This window comes from Xylanibacillus composti, from assembly GCF_018403685.1.
GTDB lineage: Bacteria > Bacillota > Bacilli > Paenibacillales > K13 > Xylanibacillus > Xylanibacillus composti.
In genome coordinates this window covers 17,028-36,757 of record NZ_BOVK01000075.1, presented here as the reverse complement: position 1 = coordinate 36,757, position 19,730 = coordinate 17,028, and the positions used below count along the sequence as shown (strand labels likewise).

At 35.8% G+C, this 19,730-nt stretch carries 17 protein-coding genes; 14 read left to right on the top strand and 3 right to left on the bottom strand.

Translation table 11 applies throughout. The features are described 5' to 3' along the window. Positions 1–15 precede the first annotated feature (15 nt). The 3 genes from XYCOK13_RS20230 to XYCOK13_RS20220 form a co-directional block, all read right to left on the bottom strand. A complete protein-coding gene (locus XYCOK13_RS20230; protein ID WP_213414058.1) occupies positions 16–381 on the bottom strand; it encodes a hypothetical protein in 366 nt (121 codons plus the stop codon). A gap of 191 nt (positions 382–572) precedes the next feature. After that, entirely contained in the window at positions 573–1,517 is a 945-nt protein-coding gene (locus XYCOK13_RS20225) for a copper amine oxidase N-terminal domain-containing protein (protein ID WP_213414057.1), read from the bottom strand. 227 nt (positions 1,518–1,744) lie between these two features. Then, positions 1,745–3,382, bottom strand: a complete 1,638-nt coding sequence (locus tag XYCOK13_RS20220; RefSeq protein WP_213414056.1) for an S-layer homology domain-containing protein — start codon at positions 3,380–3,382, stop codon at positions 1,745–1,747. Positions 3,383–3,698: 316 nt separating this feature from the next. Here XYCOK13_RS20220 and XYCOK13_RS20215 point away from each other — a divergent pair, with 316 nt between their 5' ends. The 14 genes from XYCOK13_RS20215 (at position 3,699) to XYCOK13_RS20155 (ending at position 19,665) form a co-directional block, all read left to right on the top strand. Beyond that, the gene (locus tag XYCOK13_RS20215) at positions 3,699–4,730 is read left to right on the top strand and encodes a Wzz/FepE/Etk N-terminal domain-containing protein (protein ID WP_213414055.1); all 1,032 of its coding nucleotides are present in this window, start codon (positions 3,699–3,701) and stop codon (positions 4,728–4,730) included. 68 nt (positions 4,731–4,798) lie between these two features. Then, positions 4,799–6,325, top strand: coding sequence for a polysaccharide biosynthesis protein (locus XYCOK13_RS20210; RefSeq protein ID WP_244865289.1), 1,527 nt, complete (start codon positions 4,799–4,801; stop codon positions 6,323–6,325). Then, on the top strand, positions 6,318–6,731 hold the full coding sequence (locus XYCOK13_RS22455; protein WP_244865288.1) for a polysaccharide biosynthesis protein: 414 nt from the start codon (positions 6,318–6,320) through the stop codon (positions 6,729–6,731). Before XYCOK13_RS20210 ends, XYCOK13_RS22455 begins: the two co-directional genes overlap by 8 nt. Positions 6,732–6,761: 30 nt before the next feature. Next, a complete protein-coding gene (locus XYCOK13_RS20205) occupies positions 6,762–7,397 on the top strand; it encodes a sugar transferase (protein WP_244865287.1) in 636 nt (211 codons plus the stop codon). Then, positions 7,390–7,923, top strand: coding sequence for a GNAT family N-acetyltransferase (locus tag XYCOK13_RS20200; protein ID WP_213414053.1), 534 nt, complete (start codon positions 7,390–7,392; stop codon positions 7,921–7,923). Before XYCOK13_RS20205 ends, XYCOK13_RS20200 begins: the two co-directional genes overlap by 8 nt. Next, positions 7,913–8,863 carry a 1-aminocyclopropane-1-carboxylate deaminase/D-cysteine desulfhydrase gene (locus XYCOK13_RS20195; RefSeq protein ID WP_213414052.1) on the top strand — a complete coding sequence of 317 codons (951 nt, stop codon included), beginning with the start codon at positions 7,913–7,915 and terminating at the stop codon, positions 8,861–8,863. Before XYCOK13_RS20200 ends, XYCOK13_RS20195 begins: the two co-directional genes overlap by 11 nt. Beyond that, the gene (locus XYCOK13_RS20190; protein ID WP_244865286.1) at positions 8,856–9,833 is read left to right on the top strand and encodes an ATP-grasp domain-containing protein; all 978 of its coding nucleotides are present in this window, start codon (positions 8,856–8,858) and stop codon (positions 9,831–9,833) included. Before XYCOK13_RS20195 ends, XYCOK13_RS20190 begins: the two co-directional genes overlap by 8 nt. A gap of 110 nt (positions 9,834–9,943) precedes the next feature. Next, positions 9,944–12,331 carry an O-antigen ligase family protein gene (locus tag XYCOK13_RS20185; RefSeq protein WP_213414051.1) on the top strand — a complete coding sequence of 796 codons (2,388 nt, stop codon included), beginning with the start codon at positions 9,944–9,946 and terminating at the stop codon, positions 12,329–12,331. Between the two features lie 59 nt (positions 12,332–12,390). Continuing rightward, complete coding sequence (locus XYCOK13_RS20180; protein WP_213414050.1) at positions 12,391–13,593, top strand: glycosyltransferase family 4 protein; 1,203 nt, start codon at positions 12,391–12,393, stop codon at positions 13,591–13,593. 14 nt (positions 13,594–13,607) lie between these two features. Next, on the top strand, positions 13,608–14,627 hold the full coding sequence (locus XYCOK13_RS20175) for a polysaccharide biosynthesis protein (RefSeq protein ID WP_213414049.1): 1,020 nt from the start codon (positions 13,608–13,610) through the stop codon (positions 14,625–14,627). After that, on the top strand, positions 14,627–15,736 hold the full coding sequence (locus XYCOK13_RS20170) for a capsular polysaccharide biosynthesis protein CapF (RefSeq protein WP_213414048.1): 1,110 nt from the start codon (positions 14,627–14,629) through the stop codon (positions 15,734–15,736). The genes XYCOK13_RS20175 and XYCOK13_RS20170 overlap by 1 nt, the downstream gene beginning before the upstream one ends. A 2-nt stretch (positions 15,737–15,738) precedes the next feature. Further along, positions 15,739–16,872, top strand: a complete 1,134-nt coding sequence (gene wecB / locus XYCOK13_RS20165; protein ID WP_213414047.1) for a non-hydrolyzing UDP-N-acetylglucosamine 2-epimerase — start codon at positions 15,739–15,741, stop codon at positions 16,870–16,872. Positions 16,873–16,900: 28 nt separating this feature from the next. After that, positions 16,901–18,427: a lipid II flippase MurJ gene (locus XYCOK13_RS20160; protein ID WP_213414046.1), complete on the top strand. Its 1,527-nt coding sequence runs from the start codon at positions 16,901–16,903 to the stop codon at positions 18,425–18,427. A 17-nt stretch (positions 18,428–18,444) separates the two neighbouring features. Then, complete coding sequence (locus XYCOK13_RS20155) at positions 18,445–19,665, top strand: O-antigen ligase family protein (RefSeq protein ID WP_213414045.1); 1,221 nt, start codon at positions 18,445–18,447, stop codon at positions 19,663–19,665. Positions 19,666–19,730 lie beyond the last annotated feature (65 nt).

Here is a 19,730-nt window from a genome sequence, read left to right as displayed (position 1 = left end):
CACAATTATACGGACTCAACTGTAATAGCCGCCGTTGTAGTAGCCTTCAATATATACAAAGTAAGTTCCGGGAGTCATCTGAGCCCGAATATTGCTTGGAATGACGTGAGAGATATAGGGAACCCATGAAGCAGTATGCACACCCGAATGATATACAAAGTTGCCTCCTGTCACTTGAGAGATTGCAAGCTGATAGTGTCTGACATTGTCAGCTTTTTCAAAGTCAATTGAAGTAGGGGGTTGAGGGTAAGGATAGCCATTAACAGGATTAAGAATCTGAATTCCGCTGGCGGCAATCGAAGTAGAAGCAAGGCAAAGGGATACGACAACAAATGCAAGCAAAAGAAGTGATACTTTTTTTGATTTTCCTGCAAGAGACATGAATTAAACCTCCTTGTATTATTGGATGACTGTTTTTGTTGATGTGCCGGCCGGCAGTTTAAGTAATCGCCACATACAATTTTACTGCAAAAGAATATATTTACAATGGGTCTATCCTACTAAATAAAAAAACACCTCCCATTGTCCATCAGAAGATGTTAATGAGAGGCAGGGCCTAGGTCTATATAACTTCAATATGGAAAATAGTTTTCACTATACTCGTCCAAAGGTGAACCTAAATACTCACTCTTGTATTCACTGATATACCAATCAGTTTCGAACTGAGCTCTGCCGTCTTTGCTTACGCTTTTTTCGATAGGAGTTAAGGTTAGTGTGTATCGTATATACTTATTGTCCTTATAATACAGAGCGTGGTACAAATTGCTTTCGCCAGGTATGGGGTCTACAGAATAAAGAACCCCTGGTGTATATCGGTAGTCATATGAATAATAATAGCTGGGTGAATAGGGATCAGGCTCCTGATCCATGGGTAAATTCGGAATGATCGGATCATCCGGGTCGAAATTACGCAAGACGCGGGCTTTCTTCTCATCCGTTTCTGTTACTACTACTTGATTATTGAAGGAGTATGAAATCTTGGGTTGTTCTTTCCAAGCTTTTTTGGCTTCGGATTCCGCAATATAGACGACTCCTGACCACTTTTCCCTGACCTTTACCAAGGCGCTAGTATTAACACCCATTCGCTGCAAGTCCAATTCTCGAAAAAACCTTCCTCCCCCGTAAGAATCATTGACAAGAATAGGGTAGGTCCCACCCAAATACTCTGCAGTCATCGCTTTTAATATACTAATCTTCATCTCGTCTAATTGATCATTCTTAACTGTTGTTGGTTGAATATCATATATACGCGGGTTTATATACACGGTTTTAGTTGAACCGTCCCATTTGACTTCAGCGCTTAAAGCGTGACCAATATCTGATACAGGCAAATAGGTTTTACCCTGATAAACAAGAGGTGGGGAATCCAGGGATATCGCCTTACCATCCACTCTAATTCGAAAGTCATCTCGGAGGAAAGCCTCGACTTTCTTCAAGCCATCAGATGCATGAACTCCTGCTGCAAATGAGCAGGATGCTATGGCAATGGCTAGTCCTACTTTGGCCTTGCGATTCATAGTGATAGTCGCCCCCTTATTTCCTAAGCATCTATTCATATAGTACCATGAAGAGATTGGAAGGAATAGTCCTTTTTATACAGGAGAAAAGGATGACACAAGAAAAGAGATATTATGAAGCGAAGAATAGGCTTGTGATAAGCATAATGAAAAAATGCTGACAGCTATTGCTGTCAGCATTCACACCCTCTATTTACATATAGAATATGACTGAGGGCATCATAAAATTAATCGATAAAACCTACGTTATCGAGATAGCGCTTCAGCATAGCGGCCGCTTGAGCACGATTAGCTGTGGATTTGGCATCGATGGAAGTCTCAGACATTCCGTAAACGATGCCTTCTCTTACAGCAACTGCAACTTCATCTCTAGACCAGGCCAACTCGCTCGCATCCTGGAATGGAGCAAGAGCCTGGGCTTCTTGAGCTGCAGTCAACTCAACCGATTTGCCAGCGTAAGCCAATGCACGTACCACCATGGCAGCAAGCTCTTCACGGGATATTGCGTTGTTCGGACGGAATGTGTTGTCCTCATAACCATAGATAATACCCGCGTTTACAGCTGCTGCTACTTCAGGAGCGTACCATGCGTTAGCGCTAATATCCATAAATGCTGCGGAACCAGCACCTGTTGGAAGACCAAGCGAGCGAACTACCAATGCTGCGAATTCTGCACGTGTAATGGAGCGATTCGGTTCAAATTGCGAATCCGAGACGCCAGACACGATCAGCTTATTAGCAAGCAAAGTGATATCATCCGCTGCATAATGGTTAGCAGGTACGTCGCTAAAGCTGTTGTCCAAAGTGATAACCGTGTAAATGCTGTTGCTGTTCCGTTTCAGCGTCGCGATGGAGTTGCCGTCGACAACACTGAAAGTAGATGGAACAAAAGAAAGCTTGTTTGTCGAAGGATTGAACACAACGCCAGTGGCTTTCTTAGCATCTACAGACTCATTCAGCGAGATTGTACGGGACACATAGGTGTTGCCAAACGAATTAACCGCAACTGAATTGCCGTTTCCTTCAGCAGACACTTTGAATTCAATTGTATCAGCAACTGCTTTCGCACCAGCAGCTTCTACTGCTGCCGCTACTGCATCAGCGATACTTCCAGCTACCTTCTTCATCTCTACTTTAATTTTCATATCAACGACATCAACACCTAGGGAGTCAGCCAACTGATCGAAATCAAAGACAGCGAGTGGGAGCGTATAAGTAACGCCATCACCTTCGATGGTGATAGTAGCTCCTGCAGGAGCATTGATCATTGCAGATACTGGCAAAAGAACCGTATCACCGCTAATCTTCACAACTACATGACTGCTCTGCTTGAAAGCTTGCTCCAGATCGGAAGCAGATACCTCAGTACCGGTAAGTGTGATTACGCCGTTATTCACCGAAGAGAATACGCCGCCGCCACCTCCACCACCAGTGTTACGACGCGGCGGTTGCGGAGCTTGAGTCACTTCCGGCTTGTAAACCAAACGGCTTACAGTAGGTTCTAAATCCAATTCCGTCGGATAGAAGTACTTGAAGTAAACAGGATCGTATACCACACCGCTAACTGTGAAATCATAATCAAAGCTGAAGTGGTAGTATCCGTCACGATAAGTACTGTACGTTACTGATGTCACCGTTTCCAAGAATTTATGATCAGCTGAATATACTGCAATGGATACAGTATTCGTTTCATCATCAATACCCAGACTACTGTGGAAATACACATCACCAGTAACTGTCCCGTCCGCATTTTCGATAAAATCACCGAAGAATGCTCCAGCAAAGGCTAGAATCGGAAGCAATAAAGACAGAAGCATAATTGCAGCCATAGAACTAGCTGTTTTGGTAAGTATAGTCTTTTTCATTTGCATTTCACCTCCTTTCAATAGATTTAAGAAAAAATAGATCATTTTTCAGAAAAGTAATAAATAGACATTAGCCATAATATCATAAATGATACAGGAAGGGAATATGGAAGGTTTATAAAAAGTAGAACAGTATATGGAAAGCGTTTTCTTCGGATGATAGAAAGATGAGATTTGTTCTCCTAAATTATGACGATTTATCCATTTTCCATAGAGAGCTTGTGATTGATATGCATGGAAGGTATAATGGAATTGCATATATCGAACTATGTTGAAAATTAGAAATTAGATTGAGTTATAATGAGGAGAGATCGACGTGCAAGATGAAATTAGTCTGAGGGAAATTCTTGAGGTGCTTTGGAAGGGAAAATGGATTATAGCTGCGATAACAGCTGTATCGGTCATTATAACAGGTATATTCAGTTTTTTAATAATATCTCCTACTTACGAGGCAGTCTCTACAGTGCGTGTTGACCTTTCACAACTCGATCAAATGAATCATAAGTTATACTTAAATTCCATTGCAGAATCTCTGAAAACGGATGTAGCGATGAATCGAATTATTAATAAACTAGATTTGCCACATGATGAGTACTCGATTAATTCAGTCCGTAAAAGTATTAAAGTTGAAGTAGTAGAAAACACAAATAATATTAATTTACGGGTAAATGGCCCAAAACCGGAACTAATAACTGATATTTCGAACCTAATGGCATTTGAGATGGGGGCCAGATTTGAAATATCTGACCGTTCACAGCTCATAGTAAATGCACGGAAAGAACTTGAGACTTTGGAAGACTCGATTAAAGTGAAAACATTCGAATTGGAAGAAGCGAATTCACAGTTAGTGAATACACCAGAAAAGTTGATTACCAAACAAACCTTAGCAGATGAAGATTATTTACGTGCTATTATTAGCGAAGGAACCTCGATCAATGAGCGGGAATTAGGAGCGTTGCAACTAGAGAGTGAAACAATTAATCCACTCTATACAAGTCTGAAGTCACAAATTTCGGAAATCACACTGGAGTTGACTCGGCAACGGACAAGTAAACAAAACTATGAAGAAGAGATTGAGAGACATAACAACATTATCTCTGAATTAGAACAGCAGCTTCTGCGGGAAGATCTTAATACGAATAATTCACAGCGCTTATTAAGTGGATTTAATGCAGTATTTATAGCACCTGCATTAGAGCCATCTGAACCAGTTGCGCCGAATAAAACACTCAACATAGCCATTTCAGTGGTTATAGGAATAATGATCAGTATTTTCGTGATTTTAGTCATGCACTATATGAGAGCAGAAAGAGCTGTTAAAAGTCAGGAATCAATAGAAATCAATTAAAGAACTCCATAACTCATTACTTTCACAAGTGGAATGTGATGAGTTTTTTGCTTTAGGAGGCATTGGATATGACGAAGTTAGGAAGAATAGCAGCGCTAATAATAAATGACGCCATGTTGATTGCTGGATCAGTTTTTGCTGCATACCTATTGAGATTTGATTTTCAAATAGTTGATAGATACTTTAACGTTTTGCCTTATGTTATTCCTATTTACATTGTGCTTATGCTTATTAGCTTTTATTCATTCAAGATTTACAAACGCATTTGGCAATATGCAAGCGTAGGTGATTTGATTTCGATCTTCAAGGGAGCAATATTAGGTTCAGTATTTTTTTATACCATTCATCAATTTATAGTTCATTATTTTTACGCGCATATCGTAGTACCGAGAAGTATTTATCTGCTTTCAACGATATTAATCTTTATGTCTGTCGGTGCTTCCCGATTTCTATGGCGAATTTTCCGTGATAATTACATGAAGATACAGCCACATCACCGCAAAGCATTAATAGTGGGTGCAGGGGAGGCTGGAGTACTGGTAGTTAGAGAACTTAAACACAACAAAGCTGATTTATATCCTATTGCATTTATTGACGATGATCCCCATAAACAGAAAAGCGAGTTAATGGGCGTCCCAATTGTAGGTACAAGACATAATATACCACAAGTAGTACGGAAATATGGCATACAGGATATTATTATAGCTCTCCCATCATCTTCACGCACAGAGATCTTGGATATCATTAACATATGTAAAGAGACAAATACCCAGATTAAAATAATACCGAGAGTTAACGATCTGATTCATGGTAAATTTACAATAAATATGATTCGAGATGTGAGTGTGGAAGATCTTCTTGGAAGAGAACCAGTCCAAGTGGATATGGAAGAGATTGCTGGCTATCTTAGAGGTAAAGTAGTACTTGTCACAGGAGCTGGTGGTTCGATTGGCTCCGAAATATGCCGACAAGTAGCAAATGTACAGCCGAAACGATTAATTTTGTTGGGGCATGGAGAAAACAGTATATACCAAATTGAGATGGAATTGAAGAAGGATTATCCTAAATTAGCGCTATTTCCTATTATTGCTGATGTGCAGGATAAACCCAGACTGGAAGAAGTCTTTATTACACATAAACCGGAAGTTGTCTTCCACGCAGCAGCACACAAGCATGTACCTTTAATGGAACAAAATCCAATAGAAGCTATCAAGAACAATATTCTAGGAACAAAGATCGTTGCGGAATGTGCGGATGAACATGGAACGAAAAAATTTGTGTTAGTCTCAACAGATAAAGCTGTCAATCCTACCAGTGTAATGGGTGCTACCAAACGAGTTGCAGAAATGGTTATCCAGCATTTGAATGCACAAAGTCAGACATCATTTGCTGCAGTTCGTTTCGGTAATGTTTTGGGCAGTAGGGGAAGTGTCATTCCATTATTTAAGAGACAGATTGCCCAAGGTGGGCCGGTTACAGTCACTCATCCGGAGATGATTCGTTATTTCATGACGATCCCAGAGGCGGTTCAGCTTGTGATTCAAGCTGGTGCACTTACGAAGGGGGGGGGAAACCTTTATATTAGACATGGGTAAGCCTGTGAAAATAGCGGATCTTGCGCACGATTTAATCCGGCTATCTGGCTTGGAACCTGGTAAGGACATACAAATTGAGTTTACAGGAATGCGGCCAGGAGAAAAATTGTACGAAGAATTGTTAACCAATGAAGAAGGTGCGGTTGCTACGAAACACGATCGTATATTTGTGGGAAGATCCTCTGATTTAAATCAAAATAAGTTGAATAATCAGCTCAGGAAGATTGAACTTTTAGTCAATAACACAAGTGGTCGATATTCAGTCGATATTAGATCTCTATTAAAGGATATTGTTCCGTCCTATCAACATGACATAGACAAATCAGAAGTGGACCGAAAGCAGTTGCTCGAAAAAATAAAGGCTTCTATGGAGATTGTTGCAACTCTTGAAGAAAAAATAGATTAATAATTTAAGGAAATGCTGGGGTGGGGCTTCTTGGAGATTGGTAGACTATTCATCAAAAGGATAATTGATGTTTTCGGTAGTTTTTTGGCACTCTTATTCTTAAGTCCGATTCTGTTTCTGATTGCTATTTTGATTAAACTGGACTCTAAAGGCAGTATTTTTTACAAGCAGTTAAGATTAGGTAAAGAAGGACAGGTGTTTGAAATAATTAAATTTAGAACGATGATTGTGGGAGCGGAGAACATCGGAGATGGATTGAAGGTTAGAGGTAACCAAGATTCGAGAATTACGAGAATTGGAAGAGTGCTTCGCGATACAAGTTTGGATGAACTCCCCCAATTAATAAATGTGTTGAAGGGTGATATGAGTTTGGTAGGCCCCAGGCCGCCGGTGCCTCATCATCCATACAATTATGAAGATTACAGTGAAGAACAAAAAGTCAGGTTCAGTATGAAACCTGGTATTACTGGATTATCTCAGATAACGGTTAGAAACTCGGTTTCGTGGGATGAGAGAATCCTTATTGACCTTCAATATGTAAAAAGTTTTACTATCAAAATGGATATTAAAATAATGATTGGAACGATTTTTAAGTTATTGAAACGAGAAAATATATATTTGTCTGAAAATCAATATACGAATTGCAGGAGAGCTGACAATGATTAATATTAGGAAATTCGAAAAAAGAGATATTCCTTTTAAGGTAAAGTGGATAAATGATCCTGCGATCAATAAGTACCTGCATTATGATCTGCCGTTAACTGAAGAAAAAACAGAAAAATGGTATGAGACTCTGGAAGAAAGACACGATCGAATAGACTATACGATTTTCTATCAAAATAAACCTGTAGGAATCATCGGATTTTTAAATATTGATAAACGAAACAGAAAAGCTGAGTATTATATTTGTATAGGCGAATCAGCATATCTAGGTAAAGGTGTAGCATTACAGGCAACTGATCTCTTAATTCGTGAAGCAAACAAGACACTAGGGCTAGAAAAAATTTACCTATTTACTGAAATCGGAAATGTAAGAGCTCAGGAGTTTTTCAGAAAAGTTGGCTTTGAAAAGGAAGGATTACTGAAGAAAGATCTAATTTACAATGGGAGATACATTGATAGATTTATTTATGCTCTAGATGTGAAACTCTATATAAAGAATAGTAACGGTGTAAACATAAATGAAAATTAGACTGGATTGCCATACGCCGATTCAGAAACTCGAGGACGAGTTTTTTGGGAACACAATTTATGTGAAGAGGGATGATTTATTACCTCTATCATTTGGCGGAAATAAATTGCGCAAGGCTCTCTTGTTTTTTGAAGACATCAAGAGAAATGGTGCAAATTGTGTTATTACTTACGGCAGTGAGAAATCCAATCACTGTAGAGTGATAGCTAATATTGCTGCTGTCAACAATATACCGTGTTATATAATATCGCCTAATGGGACCAATGGCAGAAGTAATAATACTGAACTGATTCTAATGTTCGGTGCGAATATAGTGAAGTGTCAGTTACACGAAGTTCAAGAAACAATCAATAATCAAATAAGCCATTTAAGGAGTTTGGGGTATTTACCTTACTTTATACAAGGTGGTGGGCATGGAGATATAGGAACTCAAGCATATGTTGAAGCCTATAATGAAATTGTGGAATATGAAAGGAGCCAAAACATAAGTTTTGATATGATATTTCATGCTTCCGGCACAGGTACAACACAGGCTGGTTTAGTATGTGGCAATATAATAAATGGACATAAGAAGGAAATTGTAGGCGTAAGTATTGCTCGGAAAAATCCTAGAGGAAAAGAGATAGTGATTGAAAGTGTAAAAAGTTATCTGAATGGAAGAAAGTTGAAAAGTGAGGGAATCTCCGAAAATTCTATTGAATTTATTGATGATTATATAATTGATGGATACGGAACAATAAATGATTCAGTTATTCATACAGTAAAAGATATAATGATAAAGGAATGCATTCCTTTGGATTTGACTTATACCGGAAAGGCGTTTTGGGGAATGAAATCGTATATTCGAAAAAAGAGAATTACGAACAAAAACATTTTATTTATTCATACAGGTGGTACACCTCTTTTTTTTGACAATTTGGGGGCGTTATTGAATGGGTGAGAAAATTAATATATTAATCCTAAGTTGTGGTACGAGGAACAAGATCGTACAATATTTCAAAAACGAATTAGCGGGTAAGGGAATGGTTATGGCGGCAGACTCCAGTCCATTTGCACCTGCTTTATATGATGCCGATAAGTATTTTATTGTACCTACAATTGATGACAATAATTATCTGGAAACAATATTACAAATTTGCAGTGAGAATGAAATAAAAGGCGTTCTATCCCTAATAGACCCAGAGTTATCTATAATTGCGAAGAATAGAAAAAGCTTTTTAGAGATCGGGACAATCCCGATTGTTTCTGAATATGAAGTCACAGAGATGTGCTTCAACAAGTATAGCATGTATCAATATTTAGTCGGAAGTGGCTTTAATACTATGAAGAGTTTTATAGATAAGGAACAATTTATTTTGGAACTCACGAATGGTAATATCAACTTTCCTGTATTCGTTAAGCCGATTAAGGGTAGTGCAAGCTTAAATCTAAACAAAGCTTCTTCATTAGAGGAGGTTGATATGTTGTTCGAGCGTTATAACGACTTAATGATACAGGAATTAATGAAGGGTAAAGAGTACGGTATTGATGTGTATATAGATATGTTCACTAGAGAACCTGTATCAATGTTTGCAAAAGAAAAACTAAAAATGAGGGCCGGTGAGACAGACAAGTCCAGATCAATCAAAGATGAAGAATTATTCAATATGATTTATCGATTTGTGGAGAAAACAGGACTTATCGGACCGATCGACATTGATATCTTTAAACAAAACGGTCAATACTATATCTCTGAGATAAATCCTCGATTTGGCGGAGGATATCCACATGCTTATGAATGTGGAGTGAATTTCCCTTCGATGATAGTAAACAATTTACTGGGAGAGCAAAATCGCAACCAAATAGGCCAGTATAAAGAAAATATATTTATGATGAAATATAATGATGTGAAAATAATTGCTGGTAATTAAGAAGACAGTTTTGATTAAAGAATTTAGCGTCAGTGTAGGTAGGAATTTGTTTCTGTGCTATCATTGAAAAATTCTCTTGTCGTAAAAAAACTTGGAGGAGTTTTATTCAAATGGTAAAAGGAAATATGCAAGAAGAAAAGGCTCATCAAAGTTTTTTATTTTGGTTAATATTGTCCTTTGCATTGGCTTTTATATTTATTGCACCTTTCTATAAAGGGTTATTCAACGGAAATAGTTTCTTTTTTGAAAGACCAATTTACACAGCGGTAATGTGGGGATCCGTAGCACTAATAATTGTTTCTATTTATCTATTTACCAAATGGAAGCTACAAAACCATCGTGATATTCTAGCAATAGCGGTGTGGTTCATTCCGATATGTTATCTTTTATCAATGATGAACGCAACTTCAAAGCATCTGGCCTCAATTGAACTGTATATTCAAATTTTGTGTGCGATTTTTTTCTTAATAGGAGCTTATTTTACCAGTAATAATGCCGTTACAGTGATATTGCGTTATGGTATAGTCGTATCTGGATATGTGGTTGTTATATATGGATGGATGAATTGGTTTGGGAATGCAGAGTATCAGGACGCAGTATTAAATGGTCGAATGGCAGGGGTATTTCAATATCCAAATACCTATGCCGCTTTTATGACGTCGATTCTAATGATTAGCTTACTATATTTACTCAAAGCAAGGAAATGGTATGAGATTGTTCCTCATGCTTTGATGATTTTCCCAATAATATTTTCGTTTGTACTTACCTTGTCAAGAGGCGGATATGCAACTTTTGGGATTATTTTGATTCTATTTCTATTTCTATTTCAATGGAAAAAGCAACTGTTAATATTGGTTTATGTTTTTATGTCCTTTGGTACATCCTTAATTTTTTATAATCCAATAGTTTTAATTCACGAGAAAGTACAAAGCGAGAGTAGTCAATCGTCATCCATAGAGGGTTGGTCTATTTTAATTGGTATTTCGATAGTATTTGCGTGTCTAATATGTGCGTTTCAAATCATGTTTTTCAGGAAATGGGAAAAGAATAATAGTGAACTCATTGTGAGATGGGGAAAAAATTGGGTAATACCAACCCTATTGCTTTTTGGAGTAATTATTGTTGGGCTTATTATTTTTACTTTTGGAAGTATATCTGGACTGTTTCCGGATAATATTCAAAAGAGGTTAGATGGTTTTTCGAATATCGCAATTAAAGAAGATGCCCGTTTAACTTATATTAAAGATGCTACCGAGATAATTCAAGACTCGCCTATATTGGGAGCAGGGGGAGGGGCTTGGACAAGACTATATTCGCAATATCAAAGCTACCCTTACACAAGTAACCAAACCCATACCTTTTATATGAAATATTTGATTGAAACAGGAATATTGGGTTTTCTTGTTTTCATGTGTGTGGTAGGTTATGTATTTATTGTTTTCTTTAAGAATTATTATAAAGAGTCCTTAGATGAAAATAACAGGTTGCAGTGGGTATTTCCTTCATTCGCACTCCCGATATTATTTCACAGCGCAATTGACTTTGATATGTCCTTTGTTTATTTATCAGTTATGATTTTCTTCTGTTTGGGCGTCATGGTCTCAAGAGACAATTCAAATTTGTTACAAACGGCAAATATAAATAAAATCAGTAGGTTTAATTTAATTTTTCCTAGTACCATGTTAATATTAGCGGTTGTAGTTTTTGTAAATACTTCCTTGTCTGTTCGGGCTAATCAATTGTTTTCTCAATCAGTTGAAACCGCAAAAACGAGCCAAAATTACAATGAAATAATTAAGCCATTGGATCAAGCATTAAAGTTGAAAGGAAATAATCCAGAGTATAATTTATTCAAGATAAACATGCTACAGCAATTGTACGCACAGACGAAAGATGAACAATTTGCTAACGAAGCTAGCAATTTGCTGCAGAATGTACGTAAAGTAGATAGATATAATCTGCAGATGATTCATCAACAATACAATCTGTATATTGCAAGCGGTAAGTATGATCAAGCTATTGAATGGATTGATGGACACCTCGAATACTTTCCCTGGGACGAAACACTATATAAAATCGCAATTCAACTTCATTTAGAGTTAGGAGATCATGCAAGGCGAGATGGGGAAAATCTCAAACAAAGATATTACTGGGATAAAGTGGAGGGATATGTAGGTAAATTAAGGGGTTTATATGAAGATAATCAAATGCCCGAAAATATTATGAGGGGATATAATTACAATACCAAACTTGAAATGGGTTTAACGCTAGGAAAGGTTTTTTATTTAGACGGTAGGTATCCAGAAGCGATAGAAGTATTGAAAGAAGTAAGGGTGTCCAATTTTTTTGAGAATTATATTAACCGAGAAATTGCAAGATGGTATTTAGCATCACTTTATAAGATTGGTGAGAAAAATGATGAGTTGTACAATAAGCTAATAGAGGAATATCCCGAAGAAAGGCTTGAAATACAATTGATACTAGAAGAACAGCTGTGAAGGAAATAAATGATAATTGGTTTAAAAGGGTTATTTATTTTATACTATAGGGTGAAATTATGAATGTATTGTTTCTGACAATTGGTAAGATCACTAGCATTAGAGAACAAGGAATTTATACGGATCTGCTTAAACAATTCAGAGACCGTCATCACCGGGTGTATATCGTAAACCCGACCGAAAGAAAAGAGAATAAAGCAACAGATTACAGAATCGAAGAGGGTATTCACATTTTGAGGGTGAAGACGGGTAATTTAACAAAGACTAATATTTTTGAGAAAGGTATATCAACTTTACTCATTGAATCATTATTTATCAAGGCAATAAAAAAACACTTAAACTCAATTCGGTTCGATTTAGTAATTTATTCTACGCCTCCTATTACATTTGAAAAAGTGGTTGAGTATGTAAAAAAGAGAGATGGGGCAAAAGCATACTTATTGTTGAAGGATATTTTCCCACAAAATGCGGTTGATTTGAATTATATGCGGAAGAATGGTTTATTGTATAAATACTTTAGATCTAAAGAAAGAAAACTATACCAGATCTCGGATTATATAGGGTGTATGTCAAAAGCAAATGTTGAGTATATTATAAACAATAATCCAGATATTAATCCAAATAAAATTGAAGTATGCCCTAATAGTATAATGCCAAGTGAAGTATTAAAAGATGAATCTTCCATTAAAGCTGCGCGATTGAAGTATAATATTCCATTAACGAAAGTAGTGTATATTTATGGAGGCAATCTTGGAAAACCGCAAGGAATAGATTTTTTAATTCAGTGCCTGGATTCAAATAAATTCAATGACAAGGCTTATTTTATTATTGCGGGATCTGGAACAGAGTATAGTAAGATTAAACGATATTTTGATATGAACAATCCGACGAATGCAAAATTGATTGAGTACTTGCCTAGACAAGAATACAATCTTTTGGTTCAATCATGCGATGTAGGGCTAATATTTTTAGACAGACGCTTTACAATACCTAATTTCCCATCCCGATTACTAGGTTATATGCAGGCTTCAATGCCTGTACTAGCTGCAACAGACACTAATACAGATCTTAGGTCAGCGATTGAAGAAGGGAAGTTTGGATTTTGGTGTGAAAGTGGGGATATTCTTGCTTTTAACAAGAACGTAAAGACACTTATAGATGATAAAGTCAGAGAAGATATGGGGAATAATGCAAGGGTATACTTGGAAAATAACTACACGTCTAAACATACCTATGATGTAATCATTCGCCATTTTAAATAGAAAGGGTGTTAGCGGTGCTTAAAAACAAGACTCTACTAATAACAGGGGGGACCGGATCATTTGGGCATGCCGTAATGAGAAGGTTCTTGGAATCAGAAGTTAAAGAGATCAGAATTTTTTCTAGGGATGAAAAAAAACAAGATGATATGCGTAAGCAATATAAGAGCGATAAGCTAAAGTTCTATATAGGAGACATAAGGGATATTGGTAGTGTGAAAAATGCTATGTATAATGTTGATTATATTTTTCATGCTGCTGCATTAAAACAAGTTCCTTCGTGTGAGTTTTTTCCACTGGAAGCAGTGAAAACTAATATTCTTGGTACAGACAATGTACTTAATGCTGCCATTGAATGTGAAGTAAAAAAAGTTATATGCTTATCTACTGATAAAGCTGCGTATCCTATTAATGCAATGGGAATATCTAAGGCAATGATGGAAAAAGTGTTTGTAGCCAAATCAAAAACTGTTCCGTTTGAAAGGACCGTGATATGTGGGACAAGATATGGAAATGTGATGGCCTCGCGCGGATCAGTTATACCACTATTTATTGAACAGATTAAAAGTGGACAAGCCCTTACGGTGACTAATCCTAATATGACAAGATTTTTGATGAGTTTGGAGGAAGCGGTTGAATTGGTGGTTTTTGCCTTCGAACACGCCCAAGCAGGGGATATCATGGTGCAGAAATCGCCAGCTTCAACTATCGGAGACTTGGCTCAAGCGATTAAAGATCTGTTTCAAATAGATAATGATATTAAGATTATTGGAACTCGACATGGTGAGAAACAGTATGAAACGTTACTCACGAAAGAGGAAAAAGTCGTGGCTGTGGACATGGGTGATTTTTATCGGATTCCAGCAGACCAAAGAGACTTAAACTATGACAAATATTTCATTGAAGGCGACCAAAAACTGTCAACGGTAGAGGAATACAATTCTCACAATACTAGAAGGCTTTCTATTGAAGAGATTAAAGAGAAATTGTTAATGCTAGATTATGTTCAAGCGGAACTGAGAGGTTGGAGAAAATAATGAAAGTGTTAGTAACAGGGGCGAAGGGGTTTATTGGGAGAAACTTATTGGCGCATTTAAAATCTATGAGGCAATTTGAAATATATGAGTATAACAGGGAATCAGAGACACAAATTCTAGACGTATACTGCCAAGAAGTCGATTTTGTCTTTCATTTAGCAGGGGTGAATAGGCCCGAAGATGAGTCCGATTATATGAAAGGTAATTTTGAATTTACTTTAGAATTATTGAATAGACTGGAAAAATATGGAAACACATGTCCAATTCTTATGTCTTCATCAATTCAGGCTCAGTTGAATAATTCTTATGGGATAAGTAAAAAGGCAAGTGAAAACTTGCTTTTTCAGTATGGGGAAGAAACAGGTGCGAGAGTGTTGGTGTATCGCCTCCCGAACGTGTTTGGAAAATGGTGTAAACCTAATTACAATAGTGTAGTGGCAACATTTTGTTATAATATTGCTCGAGAACTCGAAGTTAAGGTGAGTGATCCTTTAACAACGTTAAATTTAGTATACATCGACGACGTAATTCATGAGTTTATTCGAGCACTACATGGTAAAGGGAATTTTTCTGGAAAATACTACGAAATACCCAGTGTTCATCAAGCAACTCTTGGTCAAATTCTAGATTTAATTCGATTTTTTAAGGAATCTCGCCAAAATCGATATGTTCCAAAAGTATCGAATAGCTTTGAAAAACAGTTATACAGTACTTATCTAAGCTATTTGCCAACAGATAAGCTGAGCTATAAATTGAAGATGAATAAAGACGATCGTGGATCGTTTACTGAGTTTCTTAAAACCCCAGACAGAGGACAGGTATCGGTGAATATTTCCGGACCAGGAATTACTAAAGGGAACCATTGGCATCATACAAAGGTTGAAAAGTTTTTGGTTGTAAAAGGGGAGGGTGTCATACGTTTTAGACAGATAGGGTCAACTGAAATTATTGAATACTACGTAAATGGTGATGAACTCGAAGTGGTTGATATTCCACCGGGTTATACGCATAATATCGAAAATATAGGAGAAAGTGATATGGTTACTATTATGTGGGCGAATGAGGAGTTTGATCCGGAAAAATCAGATACGTACTTTTCGGAGGTGTAGTGATGAAAAAATTAAAGGTAATGACTGTAGTAGGTACTCGTCCTGAAATTATTAGACTTTCATGTGTGATTCGTAAACTAGAACAATCTGATGTTATTGAACATACCCTTGTGCATACTGGCCAAAACTATGACTATGAGTTAAACGAAGTATTTTTTAAGGACTTTAATTTAAGTAAACCAGATCATTTCTTGGATGCTGCAACAGGTTCTGCAGTCGAAACAATAGGTAATGTTTTGATAAGAATAGATAAAATTTTGGATCAGGTAAAACCTGATGCATTTCTGGTACTAGGAGATACAAATAGCTGCTTATGTGCTATTGCTGCGAAAAAGAAAAAAATACCGATATTCCACATGGAAGCAGGAAATAGGTGTTTCGATCAGCGGGTACCAGAAGAAACAAACAGAAAAATTGTAGATCATATTGCTGATATCAACCTTACCTATAGTGATATTGCTAGAGAATATTTACTACGCGAAGGTTTGCCTGCAGATAGAGTGATCAAAACAGGAAGTCCAATGTTTGAGGTGTTGGGTTCCAAAAAAGGTGAAATTGACAAATCAAATATTCTCAGAAATCTTAATCTGAATGAGGATGAATATTTTGTTGTTTCCGCACATAGAGAAGAAAACATTAATATGGAAGGAAACTTTACGGCTTTAATAGATAGTCTTAATACTATTGCCAACAAATATTGTTTACCAATTATTTTCAGTACACACCCTAGAACAAGAAATATGTTAGAATCAAGAAAGAGTGAATTAAGCCCTCTAATTCAAACAGTAAAACCACTAGGGTTTATTGACTACATTAAACTCCAAAAGAGTGCAAAAGCAGTACTAAGTGATAGTGGTACTATAAGCGAAGAAGCATCAATATTGGGACTGAAAGCACTCAATATTAGAGAGGCTCATGAAAGACCAGAGGCAATGGAAGAAACTTCAGTGATGATGGTAGGTTTGGGGAAAGATCGTATCTTACAGGGGTTGAAGTTACTTGAGAATTATAATAATCAACCCTTAAGAATAGTTTCCGATTATAATATACCAAATGTCTCAGAAAAAGTCGTAAGGATTATAATTTCATATACAGATTATGTGATGAGAACAGTTTGGAGCGCTAGAAACTCCTAGAAAATGGCCGTGATTGAAAGGCGGAAATATGAATATCATAAAAACGTCAGTTCTAGTGATATGTTTTAGTTTGTTTATTAGATTATTAGGATTTGTTCGGGATATTCTGACAGCTATGAAGTTTGGTATATCGGAACATATTGATTTATATTTTACAGCTTTAACGTTCATAACAGTAGTGCCAATTTTAATGTCACAATCCATTCAGGATTCGATTGTTCCAATATACAATAAGATACTAAAGAAATACAACATTGAATATATTAACAACCATATCAATCAATTGGTTTTTGTAGGACTGGCTTTCGTATTTATATTGAGTATGGCGTTTTATTTATTTATCGATGATATTTTATCACTGCTTATGGGTAATACAAATTCAATAAATTACAGTTTACTATTAAGATTATGCAAAATAGGATTCCCAATTGCTATTTTTTCTATTATAGAAGCAATTTTTTTAGGATTCTTGTTAGCAAAGAAATTCTATTATATAACAGCTATAAGTAGTATACCTTTAAATCTGGTATGTATATATTATTTGATTGTATATGGAAACGACCAAAATATCACAATGTTTATGGTCGTAACTTTATTGTCATATGTTGCAAAGTTTGTTGTGACTTATTTTTTCGCAATTAAATACGGGTACAAATTTAGGCCCAAGGCTACGGTTAGTGATTATCTAACAGAGAATATTAAAGTGATTGCCCCTACTATGATAAGTAGCTCGGTATTTTTGATTAACACTTATTTGGACAGATTTTTTGCAACTGGAATGGAAGGAGGGAGTGTCGCTGCTATAGTTTATTCTGGTAAAGTGATAACATTAATGCACAGTATAATAATAATATCTATTGCTAATGTTATATTCCCTAAATTATCTGAACTTAAAAATGACACAGTTGAACAGCTTAATACATTTCTAATAAGCAGTAAGTTGCTGACGTTTATATCGTTACCACTGACATTTATTGTTTTATTATTCTCGAATGAGATTATTAGCACTTTATTCGAAAGGGGATTATTTGATAGTAGTGCAGTTAGACTAACTGGTGAAGTACTAAAGTGGTATGCGCTTGGATTTCTTGGATATGCAATTATTGAGAAGTTTACTCGTTATGCATATGCGAACCATAAATCTTGGCAGGCAGTAATTGTTGGAATTGTTATTATCAGTAGTAATATTATATTAAATGTGATGTTATCCAAAAATATGGGTCCGAATGGAATTGCATTGGCAACATCTTTGAGTTTTTTTATAGGCGTGCTATTCTATTTTACATTCTTAATTAAGGAGAATGAAGAAAGTAAGAAACTAATATTCGCTAGCTTAGTGACATTTTTAAGGGTAATAATCGCAACTGTACTTTCATATCTGATAGTGCGGAATTACATTGCAAGTAACTATTCATTTGCAATTGATCTATCGATATTCGAAAAACTGATTTCTCTATCATTTGTCACTGCTAAATCAATATCCGTATTCATATTCTTAATTATTCTTTTAGAAATAAGAAGTCTGATTAAATGGATACGGAGAAAGACAACTTAATGTAAGGAGGGAGGGATATGAACCGTGTAACAACGGATAAGTTATATGAAAAACTAGTTGTCTATATAACTTTAATATCGTTATTTCTTTCAATTGAGACAATCTATAAGAGTTATAATGGATTACTTATTGCAATAACATTAAATGTAATTGTTTTCATTCTAATTTCAATTATTCATCTTAAAATGAGATATAAATATAATTTAATTATCTTCTCTCTTTTGTTGATGTACCTACTGTGGCTTATAATAACTGGTTTGAGTAATAACGGTAACACTGTAGTGTTCGATTTAGTGCACTGGGTATATCTAATTTTATTTATCGTTACACTGCCCAGTTTAAATGACGACTTGAGTAGAAATATTGTTATTTTGAAAAAGGTAGGGTTTGTATTTTTATTATTCGCAATTATTTTTTTGGTCTTAAATTTTAGCCATATCACATTTGGAGTAAACTTATTGAGTAATAGTAATAAGTTATTGTTAAACGAGTTGTTATATAATATTAATATTGACGGCTACATTATATTTTATTCTACAGTAATTTGGACTGTAATGTTCTATATATACAAAAATAAAAGTTACTTAGTTTATGCGCTTATTTCACTTCTCATACTTCTGATTTCCGGTGTGCGAGCGGCAATAATGGGATATATAGTTTTCGTGCTAACAAATATTCTTTTATCACAATACAAAAAGAAGAGTTCAACTAAGTTGAAAATCATTGTAATTATCATATTCATCCCCCTCATTATCATTTTAATGTCTTTAGTTATGATTGATCACATTAAAGAAATTGAGTTTTTGGAATTAGACAAGATCTCATCGGGGAGATTTTCTATATGGGGGCAGTCAATCGAACTTATATTAGAAAAACCTTATGTAGGGCATGGAATGCGAGGTTGGGGAGAAGTTCTTGGTTCCAACCAAGACCATTGGAATCCGCATAACTTTGTATTAACAATTATTTTATCATACGGCTTTATTGGTTTTACAATCTATATGTTGTTATTTAGTTATATTATTTTCAAAGCACTAAGTATCTACAAAAGTATTAAGGACATTTCTCTGAAAGAAAAAATGTTGATAAACTTAATATCCATCAACTTTTCACAACTCTGCCTATTCATTACTAATGTCGGGTTTTATGGGAGTTATAATTTAGAGTCAATATTTTACATGGTATTTTTAACAATAATGCTAAATATCATCTTTAAATATAAGCTTGGAGACGCTTGATTTTATACCGTTTTGTTCAGGTCACCTTATATAGAACATGTGTTGATCTTCGTTTAACTGTAAAT

Excerpts from the sequence above, each read along its gene's own strand:
- XYCOK13_RS20230 (WP_213414058.1), bottom strand. The coding sequence starts at position 381 with ATGTCTCTTGCAGGAAAATCAAAAAAAGTATCACTTCTTTTGCTTGCA.
- XYCOK13_RS20170 (WP_213414048.1), top strand. The coding sequence starts at position 14,627 with ATGAAAGTGTTAGTAACAGGGGCGAAGGGGTTTATTGGGAGAAACTTA.
- XYCOK13_RS20160 (WP_213414046.1), top strand. The coding sequence starts at position 16,901 with ATGAATATCATAAAAACGTCAGTTCTAGTGATATGTTTTAGTTTGTTT.
- XYCOK13_RS20180 (WP_213414050.1), top strand. The coding sequence starts at position 12,391 with ATGAATGTATTGTTTCTGACAATTGGTAAGATCACTAGCATTAGAGAA.
- XYCOK13_RS20210 (WP_244865289.1), top strand. The coding sequence starts at position 4,799 with ATGACGAAGTTAGGAAGAATAGCAGCGCTAATAATAAATGACGCCATG.
- XYCOK13_RS20195 (WP_213414052.1), top strand. The coding sequence starts at position 7,913 with ATGAAAATTAGACTGGATTGCCATACGCCGATTCAGAAACTCGAGGAC.
- wecB (WP_213414047.1), top strand. The coding sequence starts at position 15,739 with ATGAAAAAATTAAAGGTAATGACTGTAGTAGGTACTCGTCCTGAAATT.
- XYCOK13_RS20190 (WP_244865286.1), top strand. The coding sequence starts at position 8,856 with ATGGGTGAGAAAATTAATATATTAATCCTAAGTTGTGGTACGAGGAAC.
- XYCOK13_RS20200 (WP_213414053.1), top strand. The coding sequence starts at position 7,390 with ATGATTAATATTAGGAAATTCGAAAAAAGAGATATTCCTTTTAAGGTA.
- XYCOK13_RS20185 (WP_213414051.1), top strand. The coding sequence starts at position 9,944 with ATGGTAAAAGGAAATATGCAAGAAGAAAAGGCTCATCAAAGTTTTTTA.
- XYCOK13_RS22455 (WP_244865288.1), top strand. The coding sequence starts at position 6,318 with ATGGGTAAGCCTGTGAAAATAGCGGATCTTGCGCACGATTTAATCCGG.
- XYCOK13_RS20225 (WP_213414057.1), bottom strand. The coding sequence starts at position 1,517 with ATGAATCGCAAGGCCAAAGTAGGACTAGCCATTGCCATAGCATCCTGC.
- XYCOK13_RS20220 (WP_213414056.1), bottom strand. The coding sequence starts at position 3,382 with ATGAAAAAGACTATACTTACCAAAACAGCTAGTTCTATGGCTGCAATT.
- XYCOK13_RS20155 (WP_213414045.1), top strand. The coding sequence starts at position 18,445 with ATGAACCGTGTAACAACGGATAAGTTATATGAAAAACTAGTTGTCTAT.